Raw genomic sequence first — 18754 nt, forward strand, 5'->3', positions numbered from 1 at the left:
CCTGCGAATCAGCGGACCGACTTTAGCGGCCTCCGCTTGTCACGGTTAAGGCGGGGAGCGCGTTGGGGCCGGCTAGGGATGTCGACGCGCGCGCACGCGCAGCTTGCCGACCCGGCGTGGATCGGCCTCGACAATCTCGAACTCATAGGCCTCGACCGGCGTGGCGATGATCTCGCCGCGCATCGGCACGCGGCCGGCGAGCCAGGCCACGAGGCCGCCGATGGTGGTCACCTCCGCCGGGGTGTCCTCGAGGCGGAAATCGACGCCGAGCCGCGCGGTCACCTCGTCGAGATCGGCGCGGGCGTCGACGAGAAAATCGCCGTTTTCGAGTTCGACGATCTCCGGCGGCTCCGCGACGTCATGTTCGTCTTCGATGTCGCCGACGATCATCTCCATAATGTCCTCGATGGTGACGAGGCCGTCGGTGCCGCCATATTCGTCGATCACCAGAGCGAGATGGGTGCGCGTCGTCTGCATGCGGATCAGCAAGTCGAGCGCCGGCATGGAGCGCGGCACGAACAGCACGGGCTTCAACAGCTCCGCCTGCGAAAGCGGCGCGTCGAAATCGATGATCTTGTGCGTCGCCGCCCCGTCGGCGGCCTCGCGCTGGTCCTCGCATAAAGCGATGTGATTCACGAAGTCGCGGATGTGCACCATGCCGCGCGGATCGTCGAGCGTATCGACATAGACCGGCAGACGCGAATGGCCGGCGTCGCGGAACAAAGCGAGCGCTTCGCGCAGCGTCGCGTCCTGCGAGATCGCCACGATGTCGGCGCGCGGAATCATCGCGTCCTCGACGCGCAGATCGTGCAGGCCGAGCACGTTCTTGAGCAGGGCGCGCTCATGCGGCGTCACGTCGCCGGCGGCTTCCTCGAGCGCGTCTTCGATGTCTTCGCGCACGGAGGCGGGGGCGAGGCCGAGCAATCCGCGCAGCCGGTCGAGAAGGTTGCCGCGCGCCTCGTGGCTGCGTCTTAACGGCTCCTCGTTTTCAGATCGTATCGACATGACTTTCGTTCAGTTCGCCCGCTCGTCCGCTTCGTCGGCTGCTTCTCCGGCGTAAGGGTCGCGCAAGCCCAACCGCAACGCGATCCGTCTTTCGAGGCCCTCCATCTCTTCGGCCTCGGCGGCAGTCTCGTGATCATAGCCGATCAGATGCAGAAATCCATGGATGACCATGTGAGCGGCGTGATCGCTGAGGGTTTTCTCCTGCTCCGCCGCTTCGCGCGCGACGGTTTCATAGGCAATGACGATGTCGCCCAGAAGCGGGCGGGCGTCGAGCGGGCCCGGGGTCGGGAAGGACAGGACATTCGTCGGCTTGTCCTTGCCGCGCCACTGCGCGTTGAGAACCCGGATTTCGGCGTCGTCACAAAAGGTCACGCTCATCTCGCAGTCGTCGACGAGCCTGGCGCCGCTCTCGGCAAGGCTCGCGTCGACGCAGGCGCGCGTAAGCCGCTCCAATCCGTCGAGGCGGTCCCAGGGCTCGGCGGCGACGATCATGTCGATCTCGAGACTCATGCGTCGCTGCGCGCCTTGCTCTTGGCGCGGGCGGCGCGGTCATAGGCGCCCACGATCTGGCGCACGAGATCGTGACGCACGACGTCGCCCTCCGAGAAGCGCACCCGTCCGACGCTGTCGATTTCGGAAAGCAGCGCAACCGCTTCCGACAAGCCCGAGGTCTGGCCGGGCGGAAGGTCCGTTTGCGAGGGGTCGCCGGTGACGATCATGCGCGACCCTTCGCCGAGGCGGGTGAGGAACATCTTCATTTGCATCGAAGTCGCGTTCTGCGCCTCGTCGAGCAGGATGCAGGCGCGGGTGAGCGTGCGGCCGCGCATGAACGCGAGCGGCGCCACCTCGATGATGCCGGTCTGCATGCCGCGCTCCACCATGCGCGAATCCATGAAATCGTGCAGCGCGTCGTAGATCGGGCGCAGATAGGGGTCGACCTTCTCGCGCATGTCGCCGGGCAGGAAGCCGAGCCGCTCGCCCGCCTCCACCGCGGGGCGCGACAGGATCAGCCGCTCCACCGCGCCCTGTTCCATGAGTTGCACGGCGTGGCCGACGGCGAGCCAGGTCTTGCCGGTGCCGGCGGGACCTTCGCCGAAAACGAGTTCGTAGCGTTTCAGCGCGCGCAGATATTGGTCCTGCGCGGCGTTACGTGCGCGCACGAGGCCGCGCTTGCGGGTGATGAGCTGCTCGAAGGCGCCGCGCGCCGGCTCGGCGTCCGGAAAAAGACTGCGCTGGCGCGCCGTCTCTTCAATGGCGCCGTCGACGTCGCCGAGCGCGACGGTCTGCCCTTTTGAGATGCGTTCGTAAAGCGCTTCGAGCACGCGCCTCGCGTGTTCGCAGGCCTCCGATTTGCCTTTCAGAGTGACGTGATTGCCGTTTGCGAAAGAGGCGATCTTCAGCCGGCGCTCGATCTTGGCGAGGTTCTGGTCGTAATGGCCAAAGACGAGGGACGCATATCGGTTGTTTTCGAAGGCCAGGGTGATTTCCGCGTCGGGTTCGGCCGCCTCGTCCCGGCGTCCGATCCGCAGGTCGTCAATCGTCGTCAAGCCTTCGCCTCCTCGCCCTCGTCCATGAGCCGCCCCGCCAGCGAATTGGAGCCGGCCGCGACTATTTCGACGCGCGCCACGCGCCCCACCCTGTCTGCGGCGCCGCTGACATGCACAGCCTGCATATAGGGACTTTTCCCCGCGATTTGACCCTCGTGGCGGCCGGGTTTTTCAAACAGCACGTCGACCGTCTTGCCGACCGTGGCGGCGTTGAACGCCTGGCGTTGCTCTTCGAGCAGCGCCTGCAGGGCGGCGAGGCGCGCGCGCTTGACCGCTTCGTCGATCTGGTCGTCGCGCTCGGCGCCCGGCGTTCCGGGGCGGGGCGAATATTTGAAGGAGAAGCTGGAAGCGAAGCCGACGGCGCGCGTCAGCGCCATCGTGTCCTCGAAATCTTCATCCGTCTCGCCCGGAAAGCCGACGATGAAATCGGACGACAACGCCATGTCCGGCCGCGCCTTGCGCAGGCGGGCGATGATGTCGAGGTAGTCGGCGGCCGTGTGCTTGCGGTTCATCGCCTTGAGCACGCGGTCCGAGCCCGACTGCACGGGAAGGTGGACATAGGGCATGAGCTTTTCGATCGACTCATGCGCGTCAATCAAGTCCTGAGCCATGTCGACGGGATGACTGGTCGTGTAGCGCAGCCGGTCGATCCCCTCGATCTGCGCCAGATGCGCGAGCAGGCGGGCGAGGCTCCAGTCACGGCCCTTGCCGTCCGCGCCGCGATAGGCGTTGACGTTCTGGCCGATGAGCGTGATCTCCCGCACCCCCGCCTCGACGAGACGCTGCGTCTCGGCGAGCACGTCGGCGACGGGCCGTGAGACCTCCGCGCCGCGCGTATAGGGCACGACGCAGAAGGAGCAGAATTTGTCGCAGCCTTCCTGCACGGTGACGAAGGCGGAGACGCCGCGGGCGCGGATCTGCGCGCGGCTGGGCTGCGGGAGGGCGTCGAATTTGTCCTCGACGGCGAACTCGGTGTCGGTGAGGCGGCGGCCGCGCCTGGCCTGTTGCAAAAGGTCGGGCAGGCGGTGATAGCTTTGCGGACCGACGACCAGATCGACGGCGCGCTGGCGCTTCAGCACTTCCTCGCCCTCGGCCTGCGCCACGCAACCGGCGACGACGATCTTCATCTCGCGCCCTTCCGCCTCGCGCGCGCGCTTTTCGAGCGCCAGCTTCCCGAGTTCGGAATAGATCTTTTCGGCCGCCTTCTCGCGGATGTGGCAGGTGTTCAGGATGACGAGGTCGGCGTCGGCTTCCTCGGCGGTCTCGGCGTAGCCCTCGCGGCCGAGCAAATCCGCCATGCGCGTCGCGTCATAGACGTTCATCTGGCAGCCATAGGACTTGACCAGAACCTTGCCGCCCCGCGCAGGCGCGCCCTCGGGCGCGTCGTCGAGCGTCGCCACCGCATTCAAAACCGGGTTGGAAATCTTGTCTGCTCCCTCACGCTGGAGCGCCCGACTCGGCGGCGCTCACAGTCTGATCGCCATTATAGGGGCATTTAGCCGTCGGGCCGAATCCATTTCTTTCGGCGGAACGGCGAATTGAGCAGGACAACGCAACCTTCCCGTCGTCCGGCCCGTCCATCCGCGCCGGCGCGACTGTGCAGGCGAGCGTCGCTTACATTTCGAGCCGCATATTCACCGCCGCGCGCTTCGTCCCGTCGGCGCGCTGATAATAGTTTTCGCGCCGGCCAATCTCTCGGAACCCGGCGCGGGAATAAAGCTTCAGCGCAGCCTCATTGTCGTCCGCGACCTCGAGGAAGACGAGCCGCGCGCCGCCGCGTTCGAGATTGTCGAGATGCTTGTCCAAAAGCATCCAGCCGAGCCCGGCGCCGCGGCGGGCCGGGTCGACGGCGAAGGTCAGCACTTCGGCGTCCGGCGGCAACAGGCGCGACAGGATGAAGCCGCCGAGCCTGCCCTTGGCCCCTTCGGTCACGGCGCCGTCGGCGATGACATGGGGGTCGGTGAGATAGCTCTCGAAGTCGATCTTAGACCAGCCGAAGGCGAAGGAGGCGCCATGCAGCGCCTCGCACTCCTCGGCGCGTTCGGCGCCGATGGGCTGCACGATGAAGCTCGGCTTCGCGAAAAAACTCGTCAGAAGGCTCATGACAGGAAACTTAAGCCTGCGCGGGCTCGGAGGCGAGCGGCGCAGTCGCGGGGCTGTCCGGCAAGGCCTCTGCGCGGGCGGCGTCGCCCGAGGGCGCGGGGGCGGCCTCCTGCGGCGGCTTGCCCGAAACCGTCACGTCGGGTTCTTTGAGGTAGAGCGGCCGGGCCGGGGCGCTTTCCGGCTTCGCCGCGAGACCGAGGCGCGCGACATAGGCGATGTCCGGGGACGCCCGATCGCTGACGATCTTGTGGGCCAGGCCGTTCGCGCGCGCTTCCTTGGCGAGAAGGTCGGCGCCCGAGCCAATGAGCAGAAACGGCCCGTCGCCGAGCGCCCGCAGCGCCTCATGGGCGCCGGCGCGGCGGGGGGTCAACAGCGCGCGGCCGTCCGGGCCGAAGGCGGCGACATAGACCTTGCCGTGACGCGCGTCGATCGCCGCGGCGACGACGCCGTCGAACTCCTCGAGGATGAGCGGAGCGGCGAGCGCCGCGAGCGTCGAGACGCCCACAACGTCCGCCTTGCAGGCGAGTCCGATGGCCTGACCCGCTGCGAGGCCGATACGGATGCCGGTGAACGACCCCGGTCCGACCGCCACGGCGACCCGGTCGATGGTGGAGAAGCCGCCCTCGACCTTGCTCATGACCCGCTCGATGAGCGGCATGATCGCCTCCGCATGGCCGCGCTCCATGTCGATGGACTCGGCGGAGATGGGCTCCTCCGCGTCGCTGTCGAGGACGCAGGCCGAGACGGCGGGCAGGGCGGTGTCAATCGCAAGGATTCGCATGGTCGCCAGAATATGACCCTTTTGAGCGCCCAAGCAACAAAGGGCGAAGCGCCACGGCCCGCGGCTCAGGCCGGCTCTACGGCTCTGACCTGCGGTAGAAAGTGCCGCAGCAGATTCTCGATGCCGTTGCGCAGCGTCGCCGTGGAGGAGGGGCAGCCCGAGCAGGCGCCTTTCATCGCGAGATAGACGACCCCATCCCGGAAGCCCCGGAACACGATGTCGCCGCCGTCGCCGGCGACCGCGGGGCGCACGCGCGTTTCTATGAGCTCCTTGATCGTCGCCACTGTCTCGGCGTCGGCGGGATCATAGAACTCGCCGCCCTGGTCCTGCGCCACGGCGCCGCCCTCGGTGAACAGCGGCGCGCCGGAGGCGAAATGCTCCATGATCGTGCCGAGGATCGCGGGCTTCAGATGCGCCCAGTCGGCGCCGTTCTTGGTCACGGAGACGAAGTCGCCGCCGTACATCACCGCCTCGACGCCGTCGATGGCGAGCAGCGCCTGCGCGAGCGGGGCGTTGGCCGCCGCCTCCGGGGAGCGGAACTCCATGGCGCCCTGGCCGAGGACGGTCTGGCCGGGAAGGAACTTCAGCGTCGAAGGGTTGGGGGTGGCTTCGGTCTGGATGAACATGGTTGGCCTCCTGCGCCCGGTTCAAGGCCGGGGAATTGGCGCGTGCTTAGCACGGTTTCGGTCTGGGCGATATGGAACGACTTTTTAGATGGGCATTCAATCCTGTCCTCGAAAGGCCCGCTCGCGCCATCGGCGCAGCGCCACGAGAGCCCAGATCGCTTCGACGAGACCAAAGGGCCAGGCGCCCTGCAGAAACCCATAGGCCGAGCCGAGCGCGCAGGAGGCCGCGAAGCCCAGCACGAACCACGGACTGCGGTCTTCCAGAGCGTAAGTCGCGAGCATGGCGCTGACGGCGAAAAGGCCGAAGAGGGTCAGAGCGTCCATTTTCCTTCACCGAAGCTGACGTTGCATTTGCCATACCAGCGCAAATGCCCCAAGTTCTTCGGGCCATGGACGAAGACGCCCTTCTCGCCGCCAACGCCGCCTATTATCGCGCTTTCGCCGCGCGCGACTTCGCCGCCATGGAGGCGCTGTGGGCCGAGGCCGACGTCACCTGCGTGCACCCGGGATGGCCGGTACTCATCGGCCGCGCGCCAATCCTCGGGTCCTATCGCGACATTTTTCGCAATCCGTCGCAGGAAGCGGTGACGGCGCGCGAGGAGAAGCTCGTCGTCGCCGGCGCCGACGGCCGGGTGTTTTGCGTGGAGGAAGTCGGCGGCGGGCTTCTGCTGGCGACCAATTGGTTTCGGCTCGTCGAGGGACGCTGGCGACTGCTGCACCATCAGGCGAGCCCGCTCTCCCCGCCACCGCCGGCGCAGCGGGGCGTGAAGCCCTCATTCCACTGACGGGGCTCTTTATTAGTAGCCGCCGCTTCCGACCAGCGGATGGATGCCGCCGGTCCCGCCGCCGCCGCGGCTCTGTCGTTGAGCCGGCGCTTTGCTGCGCTTGGCGATCGTGACGATCCGACTGGCCTTGGAGACGGACGGCTCAAACAAGCGGGGGGCCGGCACGGCCTGGGCGGCCGGCGCGGCGAGGGCGCACAATAGGATGATCGTAGACACATAACGCATTTGGCGTCTCCCTTGGGGTGACGGCGCAGCCTAGCAGATTTCGGCGCGGTCGGCGCGGCAAGCGCCCCTCAGCTCTGCGCGTCTTCCGTCAGCTTCTTCCGGCGCCAGACTTTCTTCGGGTCGCGGCGCGGGCCTTCCACCAGTCTCACCACCATGCCCCAGAGCGTGCGCACATCCTGCTGCGTGAGGCCCATGCGGTGGAACATATTGCGCAGATTGCGGGACATCACAGGCTTTTTGTCGAGCGGCCGGAAAAAGCCGCGCTTATCCAACTCCTCTTCGAGAAAATCGAAAAAGGCCAGCGTCATCTCCCGCGTCGCCGGCGGCGAGCGCTCCTCGATCTCGTAAGGGACGGCGTCGCCATGCGCGGCGCGAAACCACTCATAGCCGACGAGGAGCACGGATTGCGCCAGATTGAGCGAGGCATAGGCCGGATTGACGGGGAAGGTGAGAATGGCGTCGGCGAGCGCCACGTCGTCATTGTCGAGCCCGGTGCGCTCGGGGCCGAAAAGAAAGCCATGCGCTTCGCCCACAGCCAGGCGCGCCGCGGTATCGCCGAGCGCTTTCGCCGGGGTGACGACGGGCTTCATCTGACCGCGTCCACGCGCCGTTGTCGCGTAGACGAAATTGAGGTCGGCGATCGCCGCGCGGACACTATCGTAAAGCTTCGCGCTCTCGAGCAGATGCGTCGCCCCGGCGGCGGCGGCGTAAGCGCCCTTGCGATAGGCGCCGGTGCGCGGCCAGCCCTCGCGGGGCGACACCAGCCGTAGGTCGGAGAGGCCGAAATTCGCCATGGCGCGGGCGCACATGCCGATGTTCACGGCGAGCTGCGGCCGCACCAGAATAATGGCTGGCCCGCCGGTGAGCGCCGTCTTGGTATGATCCGTCCCCGCTCCGACCACTGTCGTGTCCTTTCGCCAAGGATCGCTAATTAGGCGGAAGCGGCGCGCGGGGGAAGGGGTTACGCGCGCGTGACGGAAAGCGCGGCGGGCAAGTCGATCTGTCGCAGCAGCGCCGCTTCATGCGCGTAGAGGCCGACGACGAGGGCGAGCCCCGCCGCGACGGCGAGACGGCGCCGGCCAGGGCTGTCGGGCGAGTCCATGGCGAGCGCGGGTCTGCGGTTGAACCATTCCAAGGCGAGAAACATCAGCCCGAAAGCCACGAGATCGTCGGCCCGTGCGAAAAGCAGCGCGAGCAGCGCTGTAAGCAGCCCCGCCGCGACCTGCTGCGCGCGGCCCGGCCTGCATAACGCGGAGACGGCCCGCGCCCCGTCTGAGCCGGCCCAGGGCAGAAGGTTGGGGATATTGTAGAGGAGCGTCAGCAGCACGAAGGCTTGTCTGGCGACGCCGACGAGCGCGGCGGCGTAGTCGGGCTCGGCGCTTGCGAGGCCGCGCGCCAACTCGGAAAGCTCCGAAGGAGCAGGCTGCACGGCGAAGGCCGCGAGCGCCGACAGCGCCGGCCCGGCGAGGCCCACGACCCCCGCCTCGAAAGCGTCGGCGTCGTCGTGAGCGCCGATCGAGACGCCGCCGCCGAAGGGCGCGAGGCTGATCACGATTTCCCGATGGCCGAAGGCCGCGAGCGCCAGCGCATGACCGAACTCGTGTATGAGCGTCACGGCGAGGAGCAGACCGAACAAGAGCAGCGTCGCGACCCCTGCGAGCTGCAGGATGAGCGCCAGCGCCTCCGGGGTCGCGAGAAGCGCGTCCATCGAAACGCCCAGGGCGTTCAACGCCAGATAAAAAGCCGGCGCCAGGAGAAGCGCGGCCATTGCGAGGCCGGTGACGACGCCGAGCAGGGCGAGGCGCCAGCCCGCGAAGCGAAACAGGGGGGCGGTCTTGACGCCGCGGCCGAGCGCGGTGTCTCCGAGCGCGGTGAGCTCGCGCGTCAGGGCGAGGCGTGTCAGCTCGTAATCGAGCAGTCCGGTCACTGGCTTTTCGTAAAGGACGGTAAGCTGCGTCCTGTCGCCCGTCCCGTCGACGTCCGCTACGACGCGCGCGCCAGCCGCTTCGCACACGATCCGCCCCTTACCCTCGCCTGCCTCCCGCTCCTCTACGAGGCGGACGAAAGGCTTCTCGCTATGAGGCGCGCGGCGCTTGTCCCGCGTCTCGTGGAGAAGGTTGAAGCCGCCTTTCGGTCCGCTTGGGTCCAGAAGGCGCGAGATCAACGCCGCCGGAGCGTCGACCATTATCCGGCCGGCGAAGCGCCGGCGCCCGAGCGGCAGTCGAAAGAGCAGCAACCACCCGGCGAAGGGAGGGAGCGAGAAGAGCAAGAACCACAGAAGAGCCGGAACGGATTGGGCGAGAAAGCCGGAGGCGCTGTCGAGCATGTTGGGTTCCCAAGCAGGACGCCCTTAGCTTAACAGTGAGCCATCAATCTGACATTAACGGCGATCCGGGCCAGCCTCCGCAGGGACGTTTTGGCCCTTCTCGCGCCTGATCGCCGCCAGAGCGATCGCGAGGCTTGTCGCGAGCATGAGCCCCGCCACGAAGAAGCCCGCGCCCGCGAACACGTCGACGGCAAGCGAGAACGCGAAGATCTGCGTAAAAATCAGCGGTCCGATCATCCCCGAGACGCCGCGCAGGCTGCCCAAGGCCCCCTGGAGGCGGCCCTGTTCAGAGGCCCCGGCGAGCCGCGTCGCGAGACCCTGAAAGGACGGGTTCGCCATGCCCCACATGGCGATGAGGGGCGGCGCCGCCATGAAGGCCGCGCCTGTGGGCGCGACGGCGTAAGCGACGAAGCCGAGAGCCCCGCAAGCGAGCGCGATGGTCAGCGTCGTTTTCTCCCCGAGCCGCGCCACGGCGGGGCGCACCAGCGCGCCCGACACGATGGTCTGCGATACGCCGACGATCGCGAGCGCCCAGCCGGTCGTGCTCGCGTCCCAGTTGTAGCGCTGCTGCGTATAGAGAACGAACAGCGCCGGGAGCGATTCATGCGCGAGATAGGAGAGAAAGAGCGCCGCGGCGAGGAGCGTCAACGCCAGCCGCCGGCGCAGGAAGTCGAGCGAGCCCAGCACATTGGCGCTGCGCCAGACGACGTTCGGGGTGCGTTTCTCGGGGGCGAGCGACTCCGGCAGGATGAAGTAGCCGTAGAGGAAATTGGCGAGGCTGAAGGCGGCCGCCGCCCAGAACGGCAAGCGAAGGTCATAGGCGCCGAGCGCGCCGCCGATCGCCGGCCCAAGGATGAAACCCAGGCCAAAGGCCGCGCCGATCATGCCGAAGCGCCCTGCGCGCTTCTCGGGCGGGGTGATGTCGCTGATGTAGGCGTTGGCGGTGGCGACGCTCGCTGCGGTCGCGCCGGAGATGAGCCTGCCCACGAAGAGAAACGGCAGGGAGGGGGCCAACGCCATGAATATATAGTCGATCCCGAGCCCGAAATTCGAGGCGAGCACCACGGGCCGGCGGCCGTAATGGTCGGAAAGCGCCCCGAGGACCGGCTGGAAGAGAAACTGCATCGCCGCCCAGGCGACGCCGAAGACGCCGACGACGCGGGCGGCCGACGGCAGGTCGCCGCCCTCGAACTGGACGATAAGCTTGGGCAGCACCGGAATGATGACGCCGAGCGCCAGCATGTCGAGCACGACGGTGACGAGAATGAAGAGAAACGCCGCCTCTCTTCGAGGCTGAGGCGCAGATGTCATGACCCTACCTGGACTGGAGCTTGTCGCGGTTGCGATAGCCGCAAAGTCCCGGCCCCGCAAGAAGGCCGGGCGCAAATGGCGTGGCGAGGCGCAAGCGCTCCAAAATGAGTCGTCGCCATTCCACCGCGTTCCCGGAACCCCATCGCCGTTGAACCCGACCATCTTGGATTGGCCGCCCGAATCAACGCCATAGCGGGATGAACTGTGGCAACGGAGACACAGCTGCCGGGGAGTTCATCGTCACAATCGAACTCCGGGCCGGTCACGACGCTTTTGTCACGGCTCTGTCATGCGGCGGCGGATTCTCTCGCTCCCGGAACTTAACGTTCGGGGAAGGTCCACAAATGAAATCGTCTTTTGGGCATCGGCTCCTCGCCTTGACGGCGCTGGGTGTCTGGGTGGCCTTCGCCGCTCCTGCGGCGGCGGACACCGCCGATGAAATCCGCGCGCTGAAGGCGCGCCTCAACAAACTCGAAGCGCAGGAGGCCGAGGCGAGGCGCGCGGCGAAGGCCGCCGCGGCGCAGGCGGCGGCCGCGGCCGCCCATCCCGCTCCGGTCGTGATCGCCGGCGCGCCGCCGGCGCCGAAGCACTGGTACGAGAAGATCAGCATCCGCGGCTATACGCAGATGCGCTACAACGACATCCTGTCCGCCCACAACTTCAATGACGCTTACGCCTATGGCGACCGCTCGGTCGGCCCGCGTCAGAACTTCTTCCTTCGCCGCATCCGCCTGATCTTCAGCGGCGACATCTCCGACCACCTCTATCTCTACCTGCAGCCGGACTTCGCCTCATCGCCTTCCGGCACGTTCAGCAGTTCGCCGTCCTCCGTCGTCTCCGGCGTTCCTTATTACGGGTATTACAACTACCAGGTCGGCACGTATAACCTGAACGCCGGCAATTTCGCGCAGTTGCGCGACGCCTACGCCGACATTTCGGTCGACGACAAGAAGGAATTCCGCTTCCGCGTCGGTCAGTCGAAGATTCCCTACGGCTTCACCAACATGCAGTCGTCGCAGAATCGTCTGACGCTCGACCGCCCCGACGGGCTCAACACCTGCTGTAAGGACGAGCGCGACCTCGGCATCTTCTTTTACTATACGCCCGAGCACATGCGTCATCTCTTCCGGGATCTCGTCAAGAACAACCTGAAGGGTTCGGGCGATTACGGCATGTTCGCCTTCGGCGTCTACAATGGTCAGGGCGCAAACCGCGTCGAGCTGAACAAGGGCGTTCATCTCGTCACACGCTTCACCTATCCGTACGTCTTCGAAAACGGCCAGGTGGTCGAAGCGTCGATCCAGGGCTATACGGGCCGCTTCGTGCCGGCGACCTCGGCGATCATTCCCTCGCTCGGCATGGCGACGAACTGGGCGGGGTACCGGCCGAACCAGTATCCGTGGAACGCCTCGCCCTTTACCGGCGCGGTGGCGCCTTTCGTCAATGCGCCCGGTTACAATAATCCGAACAACTTCAACACGACCTATTACCCGACGCCGCTCGCGGGCGTCTGGAACCCGTCCTGCGTCAACGGCTGCGTCGGCGTCAAGGACGAGCGCGTCGCCGTCACCGGCATCATCTATCCGCAGCCCTTCGGCGTCTTCGCGGAATGGAACTGGGGCCGCGGCCCGGTGCTCGATCCGTACCAGCTGGTCGTCAAGGACGGCAAGCTGAACGGCGGCTACGTCATCGTGACCTACAAATACGACGACAAGGAATTCGGTCTCGGCACCTTCTTCCCCTATGTCCAGTGGCAGCAGTATCGGGGCGGCGCAAAGACCGAAGTCAACGCGCCGTACAACAGGGTCAACGAACTGGAGGTGGGCGTCGAATGGCAACCGCTTCCGGAGGTCGAGTTCACCGCCGCCTATGCGCATATGAACCGAACGAACCTGGCGCTCGCGCCGTACCGGCAGTGGCAGGGCGATCTGCTCCGCATGCAGCTGCAGTGGAACTACTGATCTAAAATAGATCAGGTTTGGCTCCGAGCGTCCCCGGGTCTCCCGGGGGCGCTCATTACCGTTTGCAGGGTAGAAAGGCGTCTCTCATGCTGAATTGGGTCCGGTGTCTCGTCCTCTTTCTCGCGCTCCTGCCAGCGGGGCTCGCCAGCGCGGATGATTACGCGGCGGCGACCGAGGCGACCCGCAAGGGCGATTACGCCGCGGCGTTCAAGTTGCTGAAGCCCCTCGCCGAGAAGGGCGACGCCCGCGCGCAGACCGAACTCGCCGCCATGTATATGATCGGCAAGGGCGCGCCGCGCGATCCCCGGGAAGCGATCAAGTGGACAAAGCTCGCCGCCGAGCGAGGCAACGCCGCCGCTCAATACAACCTCGGCACCATGTATCTCGAAGGGCAGTTGGTCGCGCGCGATTACAAGGAAGCCATGAAGTGGAGCCTTCTCGCCGCCGGTCAGGGCGTTGCGGCGGCGCAAATGAACGTCGCCAGCATGTATTATGAAGGCGCCGGGGTTCAGCAGGATTATGGGGAGGCGGCGAAGTGGGTCCGGCTCGCGGCGGCGCAGGGCGACCCGGAGGCGCAGTTGAACCTCGGCACGATGTACGCCCAGGGCCAGGGCGTCGCCCAGGATTTCCTGCGTGGCTACATGTGGACGCATCTGGCGATCGAGCAGCCGGCGCTCGGCATGACCGAAAGCGAGAAGAAATCCGTGCACGACCTCTCCGCCAAGACCTTATCGGCGGAGGAGCGTCCCAAGGCCGAGGCGATGGCGAAGAAGTGCAGAGAGTCGAAGTTTAAAGACTGCGACTGATCGAGGGGGCCCTCGCCCCCACAACGGCCTCAGTTAGAAACGCCCCCGGACGTCTCCGGGGGCGTTTTCTTTTTTCACTATATGAACCCTCCCGATCTCTCGCTCACGGGAGCGCTCGCAAGCTCTCATTTCTTGCGAGGGGCTGATCGACGAGGGTTGTTTCAGCCCCGTTCAGCCAAGTCCGCCACCACGCCCCTCAGGCGATAAGCCTTGCGCCCGTTCATCAAGCCACTGGACGGCGGGCCGGATCCAAGGCTGGCCGGCCAATTCCGAGAGTTTTCCCCCGTTAAATTGGCCTGGCGGCGCCTGGAAAACCCAGAGCGCAATCGGCACCTTGAGTGGCGTTTGTTTCAGAAGTTTTTCCATTAGAGCGGTTTCATTTCTGAGTTATATGCATAACGTGGAAAAAATGGCAATTTTCAGCTAATGTCTCCAGCATATTTCTGTACAGATTATGTATATATAGGTCAGAAATACTAGAAACAAAAGAGAAAAATTATCAGAATCTATTATCTGACCTTGTGTCAATGTTGCATTTGTACAACTGAGTGAGGATTGTACTTCGGCAGCGCCTGCGAAGACGTAGTTTGTCACGTGTTTGTCGTGGAGGTCGGGTCGATTGTATAAGTGTAGCCTAAAAAATAGGCATTCCTGAATTCTCAGGCTGGAGATTGAAATGTTGACTGCAAAGTGGGCAATTGGCGGCGTGGCGCTTGGCGCCTTGCTCGTGGCGACGAGCGCTCAGGCCGTCGACGTCAACGCCATCGATGCACGCCTGCGCGCGCTCGAGGCGGAAATTGCAAAATTGCGCAAGGAGGCGAAGGAAGCGAAGGCGCAGGCCGCCGCCGCCGCCTCGAAGGCGACCAATGTCGCCAACGCCGCGCATGTGAAGGGCGACAATGGGCCCCCGCCGCCACCGCCCGTCTTCGTCAGCCTGAAGAGCGGTCTTCTCGTCGAGACGGAAGACAAGGCGTACGCCTTCAAGATCGGCGGTCGCCTGTTTGTCGATGGCGGCGGCACCGCTGGGTCGCCGGGTAACGCATGGCAGTCGAACGTCGGCTTTGGTCAGGCGCGACTTGAAGTCGAAGGTCGAATGAAGCCCTGGTTCTACAAGCTTCAATTCGATTTCGCGAACCCCACGACTCAGCTTTGGAATACCAATCTACCGAACGCAAACACTGTCGGCGGACTGGCGTTCTGGTCGCGCAACTATGTTACCGACCGCAACTTCCTTTGGGGCGGATGGCGTGACGCCTATGTCGGTCTGCAAGATCCGCGGTTGTCCGCGCCTTGGCTCGCCGAACCGGTCTATTTCAAGATTGGCAGCCAGTACGAGTCATTCAGCCTGGAGGCCCTGGCGTCGTCGAAATATCGCGACACGATCGAGCGGCCGCTGGCCGTTGACGCGATTGCGCCCTTCCGTCACATCGGCATAGCCGCCGGCATGATCGGCAAGGACAATTGGACGGCTCATTTCGGCATATATTCGCTGAGCTTCCAGGATCTGAATGCGCGCCCCGTCAATACGTCGTCAGGAAACGTCGGCGTCTATGTGCCGGCCTACAGCGGCTACGGCGTCAGAAACGCCAACTGGTATCAGCCCTGGGGCGGCGGCGCTTATTGGGAGGCCACCGGCCGCGTAACCTGGGCGCCGATCTTCGATGAACATCGACTCGTTCATATTGGCGTGGCTGGAAGCTATCATCAGCCGAATGGCGCCACCGCTTACAGCGATGACCGTAACTCGGCGCCGGGGAATCGGCTCGGGTCGGAAGCCAACGTTCTCGGGAGCAACTTCCTTGGAACGCCCGATCTTTCCTGCGGTCGCTTCCTTCAGCCGACCGTCTTCCAGACCGCCGGGACGGTCTGGAACCAGTATAACGCCGCTGGAAACTGCATTAACAATATCGAAAAGCTCGACCTCGAGGCCGCCCTTTCCTACAATAATTTCTTCGTCCAGGGCGAATGGTTGCTCGCAAACTACAACCGCAACACCTTTGCGGCGGCTGAGTTCGCGCAAGCTCAGTTGACTCAGCTGGGTGCGGCCTCGCCAGCCCAAGGAATCTACCTCTCGCCTGGCAATTCGCGCTACATCGCGAGCGGCGGCTATGTCCAGGGCGAGTGGTGGATCACCGGCGAAGAAAAATCTCGGTCGTATGATCTGAAAGACAAGAACGGCGTGACCTTCGGTCAGCTGAAGATCAAAAACCCCTTCTCCATGGGCGGATGGGGCGCCTGGGGTCTGGTCGGCCGGTGGAGCGTTCTCAACCTGAACAACGGTCCGTTCTCTGGAGGCAATATCAACAACGCCCTGTTCGTCGCGAACAACGGCTTCGGCTTGTTCGGCCCTCTGCCGGGGACCCCCGCGCAGATCGCCAATGCGACGCTTCTGCAAAACGCCATCGCCAATTCCGGCATCTACGGCGGCTATCAGCAAAACATCACGGCTGGCGTGAACTGGTATCCGGATAATGGCGTCGCCTTCCAGTTCAACGCCACGCACGTGCTGTCGCTGAAGTCGCCGCTGAACTGGAACCCGCAATCATCCTATGAGGGCGGCTCGCATCCGACCTTCCTCGAAATGCGCGCCAAGGTGTACTTCTAGTCGTCCTTGTCCCCGAAACCTGCGCCCCCTCCCGGGGCGCAGTCTTTCAACCTCAATGGCGGTTGCTTATTTGTTGTCCGAGGACGCGGCGGAGCTCACCAGCTTCTCGATGACATAGAGATTGAAGCTGACGTTGGAGACAATCCCGCTGACGCAAATGGTTTTGAGCTGGTCCATTCTGTCATCGGCAGGTCTGGCGTAATCGATGATCATGACCTGTCGGCCGTTGGTCCAGACCCCATGGGTTCTTCCATCCGAACTCGTTCCCCGCAGCAGCTCCGCGTAATTGTGGTCGGAAATATATTTCTCCGCTTTGGCGCGATCGACGCAGCCTGCAATCGGCTCATCGGCCGGCTTTTGCTGAGCAGATTGGGCCCTGACGCCAGGGCAGGCGAAAGCGATAAACACAGCACATGTCAGCAGCCCGAGTTTTTTCATACGCTCACTCCGGATTGTTGCGCCGGACAGCCAAGGGGGTTGATATGAAGCCACATTATCTCCCTTTCGCGTCCCTCAGAAGCGATGAAGCGCCGATGGACTGATCTAAGGCCACAAAAGTCGACCTTGGCGAAAACCGTTGACCGCGGCGCGCGCTTCCTGTAGCAACACACCGCTGCGCCGCAGCATGAGGCTGCTCCAGCCGCGTAGATCGGACAAACGCCTTCGGGCGTCCGACCAGCTGTCGAGCCTCCTTCACATTCCCAGACGACGGCCCGATACGCGGGGCAGGTCTCCCTTTTACCGGATCGACCCCACCGCGCGCTTGAACGCCCGCCGCGGCGCGATTCCCTTATGAAAGACGCTCAGTGACCAATTTTTCCGATCTTGGCCTTGCCGAGATTCTGCTTCGCGCCCTCGCTCGCGAAGGCTATGAGACCCCGACTTCCATTCAGGCCCAGGCGATTCCTTATCTTCTGCAGGGCCGCGATCTCCTCGGCATCGCCCAGACCGGCACCGGCAAGACGGCGGCCTTCGCCCTGCCGATTTTGGAACGCTTGATCGCCGACCGGCGCCGGCCGGCGCCCTTTACCGCGCGGGCGCTGGTGCTGGCCCCGACGCGCGAACTCGCCGCGCAGATCGCCGACAGCTTCCGTTCCTACGGCCAATTTTTGCGGCCGAGCGTCGGCGTCATCGTTGGCGGCGTGTCGCATCGTCCTCAAATCGACATGCTGGCGCGCGGGCTGGACGTGCTCGTCGCGACGCCGGGCCGTTTGCTCGATCATGTCGCCAGCGGCCGCATGAAGCTGGCGCAGACCGAAGTGCTGGTTCTGGATGAAGCCGATCACATGCTGGATCTCGGTTTCATCATCCCGATCCGCCAGATTGTCGCCAAGCTTCCCAAGAAGCGCCAGACGCTGTTGTTCTCCGCCACCATGCCCAAGGAGATCGCCGGCCTCGCGCAGGACATGCTGAACGATCCCGCCCAGGTCGCCGTGACGCCCGTCGCGACGACGGCGGAGCGCGTCGCGCAGCATGTGTTCCTCGTCGACGGCGGGGCGAAGCGGGACGTGCTTCTCGAATTGATGAATGACGTCGACATCTCGCGCGCCATCGTCTTCACGCGCACCAAGCGCGGCGCGGATCGTGTGGCGCAGCATCTCGACGCCGCCGGCGTCGGCGCGGAGGCGATCCACGGCAACAAGAGCCAGAGCCAGCGCATTCGCGCCCTCGACGGTTTCCGCAAGGGCCGTACGCGCGTGCTCGTCGCAACGGACATCGCCGCCCGCGGCATCGATGTGGACGGCGTGACGCATGTGGTGAATTACGAACTTCCGGAGACGCCGGAGGCTTATGTCCATCGCATCGGCCGCACGGCGCGGGCCGGCGCCTCGGGCCGGGCGATTTCGCTTTGCGACAACGGCGAGCGGCCGCTGCTGCGCCAGATCGAGAAACTCACGCGCCAGTCGCTGCCCGTGACCGACCGCCGCAGCGACGGCGAGCGCCATGATGAGACCGCCCCGGCCCGCCGCGGCGCGCGCGGCGGCGCCCCCAAGGCCAACGGCGGCGCGCGCCATGCGCAGAAACATCCTCGCCGCGAGGGGCCGCATCGCGACGGCCCGCGCGCCGAAGGCCGCCGCCCGCCGCGCTCCGGCGCCGGTCAGAAGCGCCGCGCGCAGGGCGGGACCCATCGTCCGCACCCCACGCAGGGGTGAGGAGCGGGAGCCATACAACGGCTTCCATCAACGCATAATGAGCCCCTCGCGCCAAGGACCGCCGAAGTCGGCGTCTCGGCGCGAGGGGAGCGCATCGCCCGTTTCAGTCGTATTCATGAAAATCGGGGCCATGTCGGTAAGAGTGGTGATCATAGACCTTTCGATGGACGCCGCGGTGCATCCTGTCCCGAGGACGATCGGCGTCGACGGCGACTCTCGGCCTTTTTGAGATTGGACGTTCGGCGGCAGGCTGATCGTCTTGCAGCCACGGAAGCGGGGGCGACAGATCATCGCCGAAATCCGCCTGAGCGGCGCTGATGACAAACAAGGGGCTCGCCACCACGACAAGGGCAAGCATCAATTTAGATCGCATGTCGGCATCCTCCCAGCTTCGATAACTACGAGGATGGGACGGCGACGATCCCTTGTCCAATAGAGGGCAAAAATCTAGCTTATCGATTATTCCGATAAAACGCAGGCTTGTCGTCTCGAGAGCGTTTTCTTGCACAAGCCGCCAACC

At 64.9% G+C, this 18754-nt stretch carries 20 protein-coding genes; 5 read left to right on the plus strand and 15 right to left on the minus strand.

Annotated elements, in window-relative coordinates:
• Positions 1-72 precede the first annotated feature (72 nt).
• The 8 genes from ACETII_RS15950 to ACETII_RS15985 all read right to left on the minus strand — a co-directional run bounded on the left by ACETII_RS15950 (position 73) and on the right by ACETII_RS15985 (position 6386).
• Positions 73-1005 carry a hemolysin family protein gene (locus ACETII_RS15950; protein ID WP_363347618.1) on the minus strand — a complete coding sequence of 311 codons (933 nt, stop codon included), beginning with the start codon at positions 1003-1005 and terminating at the stop codon, positions 73-75.
• A 9-nt stretch (positions 1006-1014) separates the two neighbouring features.
• Positions 1015-1515, minus strand: coding sequence for an rRNA maturation RNase YbeY (gene ybeY / locus ACETII_RS15955; protein ID WP_472786146.1), 501 nt, complete (start codon positions 1513-1515; stop codon positions 1015-1017).
• On the minus strand, positions 1512-2552 hold the full coding sequence (locus ACETII_RS15960) for a PhoH family protein (protein ID WP_363347622.1): 1041 nt from the start codon (positions 2550-2552) through the stop codon (positions 1512-1514). The genes ybeY and ACETII_RS15960 overlap by 4 nt, the downstream gene beginning before the upstream one ends.
• Positions 2549-3952 (minus strand): tRNA (N6-isopentenyl adenosine(37)-C2)-methylthiotransferase MiaB, encoded by a 1404-nt coding sequence (miaB, locus tag ACETII_RS15965; RefSeq protein ID WP_472786147.1) that lies wholly within the window; start codon positions 3950-3952, stop codon positions 2549-2551. The genes ACETII_RS15960 and miaB overlap by 4 nt, the downstream gene beginning before the upstream one ends.
• A 214-nt stretch (positions 3953-4166) precedes the next feature.
• Positions 4167-4655 (minus strand): GNAT family N-acetyltransferase, encoded by a 489-nt coding sequence (locus tag ACETII_RS15970; protein ID WP_472786148.1) that lies wholly within the window; start codon positions 4653-4655, stop codon positions 4167-4169.
• Positions 4656-4665: 10 nt separating this feature from the next.
• Entirely contained in the window at positions 4666-5436 is a 771-nt protein-coding gene (tsaB, locus tag ACETII_RS15975; protein WP_472786149.1) for a tRNA (adenosine(37)-N6)-threonylcarbamoyltransferase complex dimerization subunit type 1 TsaB, read from the minus strand.
• A 65-nt stretch (positions 5437-5501) separates the two neighbouring features.
• Positions 5502-6062 (minus strand): NifU family protein, encoded by a 561-nt coding sequence (locus ACETII_RS15980; RefSeq protein ID WP_363347630.1) that lies wholly within the window; start codon positions 6060-6062, stop codon positions 5502-5504.
• Between the two features lie 96 nt (positions 6063-6158).
• Positions 6159-6386, minus strand: a complete 228-nt coding sequence (locus tag ACETII_RS15985; protein ID WP_363347632.1) for a hypothetical protein — start codon at positions 6384-6386, stop codon at positions 6159-6161.
• A gap of 44 nt (positions 6387-6430) precedes the next feature.
• On the opposite strand from ACETII_RS15985, the gene ACETII_RS15990 reads away from it, so the two are divergent.
• Complete coding sequence (locus ACETII_RS15990; RefSeq protein WP_472786150.1) at positions 6431-6847, plus strand: nuclear transport factor 2 family protein; 417 nt, start codon at positions 6431-6433, stop codon at positions 6845-6847.
• 12 nt (positions 6848-6859) lie between these two features.
• Here ACETII_RS15990 and ACETII_RS15995 read toward each other — a convergent pair whose 3' ends face one another.
• The 4 genes from ACETII_RS15995 to ACETII_RS16010 all read right to left on the minus strand — a co-directional run bounded on the left by ACETII_RS15995 (position 6860) and on the right by ACETII_RS16010 (position 10709).
• Positions 6860-7072, minus strand: coding sequence for a hypothetical protein (locus ACETII_RS15995; RefSeq protein ID WP_472786151.1), 213 nt, complete (start codon positions 7070-7072; stop codon positions 6860-6862).
• Positions 7073-7140: 68 nt separating this feature from the next.
• Positions 7141-7974, minus strand: coding sequence for an RNA methyltransferase (locus ACETII_RS16000; RefSeq protein ID WP_472786152.1), 834 nt, complete (start codon positions 7972-7974; stop codon positions 7141-7143).
• A 59-nt stretch (positions 7975-8033) separates the two neighbouring features.
• Positions 8034-9398 (minus strand): hypothetical protein, encoded by a 1365-nt coding sequence (locus tag ACETII_RS16005; RefSeq protein ID WP_472786153.1) that lies wholly within the window; start codon positions 9396-9398, stop codon positions 8034-8036.
• 54 nt (positions 9399-9452) lie between these two features.
• Positions 9453-10709, minus strand: a complete 1257-nt coding sequence (locus tag ACETII_RS16010; RefSeq protein ID WP_363347642.1) for a TCR/Tet family MFS transporter — start codon at positions 10707-10709, stop codon at positions 9453-9455.
• Positions 10710-11053: 344 nt separating this feature from the next.
• Here ACETII_RS16010 and ACETII_RS16015 point away from each other — a divergent pair, with 344 nt between their 5' ends.
• Positions 11054-12670 (plus strand): porin, encoded by a 1617-nt coding sequence (locus ACETII_RS16015; RefSeq protein ID WP_472786154.1) that lies wholly within the window; start codon positions 11054-11056, stop codon positions 12668-12670.
• 86 nt (positions 12671-12756) lie between these two features.
• Positions 12757-13476 carry a tetratricopeptide repeat protein gene (locus ACETII_RS16020; protein WP_472786155.1) on the plus strand — a complete coding sequence of 240 codons (720 nt, stop codon included), beginning with the start codon at positions 12757-12759 and terminating at the stop codon, positions 13474-13476.
• A 171-nt stretch (positions 13477-13647) separates the two neighbouring features.
• Here the strand turns inward: ACETII_RS16020 and ACETII_RS16025 are convergent, their stop codons facing one another.
• Positions 13648-13842 (minus strand): hypothetical protein, encoded by a 195-nt coding sequence (locus ACETII_RS16025; protein WP_363347648.1) that lies wholly within the window; start codon positions 13840-13842, stop codon positions 13648-13650.
• 310 nt (positions 13843-14152) lie between these two features.
• Here ACETII_RS16025 and ACETII_RS16030 point away from each other — a divergent pair, with 310 nt between their 5' ends.
• Positions 14153-16081 carry an OprO/OprP family phosphate-selective porin gene (locus ACETII_RS16030; protein ID WP_472786156.1) on the plus strand — a complete coding sequence of 643 codons (1929 nt, stop codon included), beginning with the start codon at positions 14153-14155 and terminating at the stop codon, positions 16079-16081.
• A gap of 66 nt (positions 16082-16147) precedes the next feature.
• Here ACETII_RS16030 and ACETII_RS16035 read toward each other — a convergent pair whose 3' ends face one another.
• Complete coding sequence (locus tag ACETII_RS16035; RefSeq protein WP_363347652.1) at positions 16148-16519, minus strand: hypothetical protein; 372 nt, start codon at positions 16517-16519, stop codon at positions 16148-16150.
• 368 nt (positions 16520-16887) lie between these two features.
• On the opposite strand from ACETII_RS16035, the gene ACETII_RS16040 reads away from it, so the two are divergent.
• Positions 16888-18234 carry a DEAD/DEAH box helicase gene (locus ACETII_RS16040; RefSeq protein WP_472786157.1) on the plus strand — a complete coding sequence of 449 codons (1347 nt, stop codon included), beginning with the start codon at positions 16888-16890 and terminating at the stop codon, positions 18232-18234.
• Positions 18235-18337: 103 nt separating this feature from the next.
• Here the strand turns inward: ACETII_RS16040 and ACETII_RS16045 are convergent, their stop codons facing one another.
• Complete coding sequence (locus ACETII_RS16045) at positions 18338-18607, minus strand: hypothetical protein (protein WP_363347656.1); 270 nt, start codon at positions 18605-18607, stop codon at positions 18338-18340.
• Between the last annotated feature and the right edge of the window lie 147 nt (positions 18608-18754).

The organism is Methylocystis sp. NC52PC, from assembly GCF_055698645.1.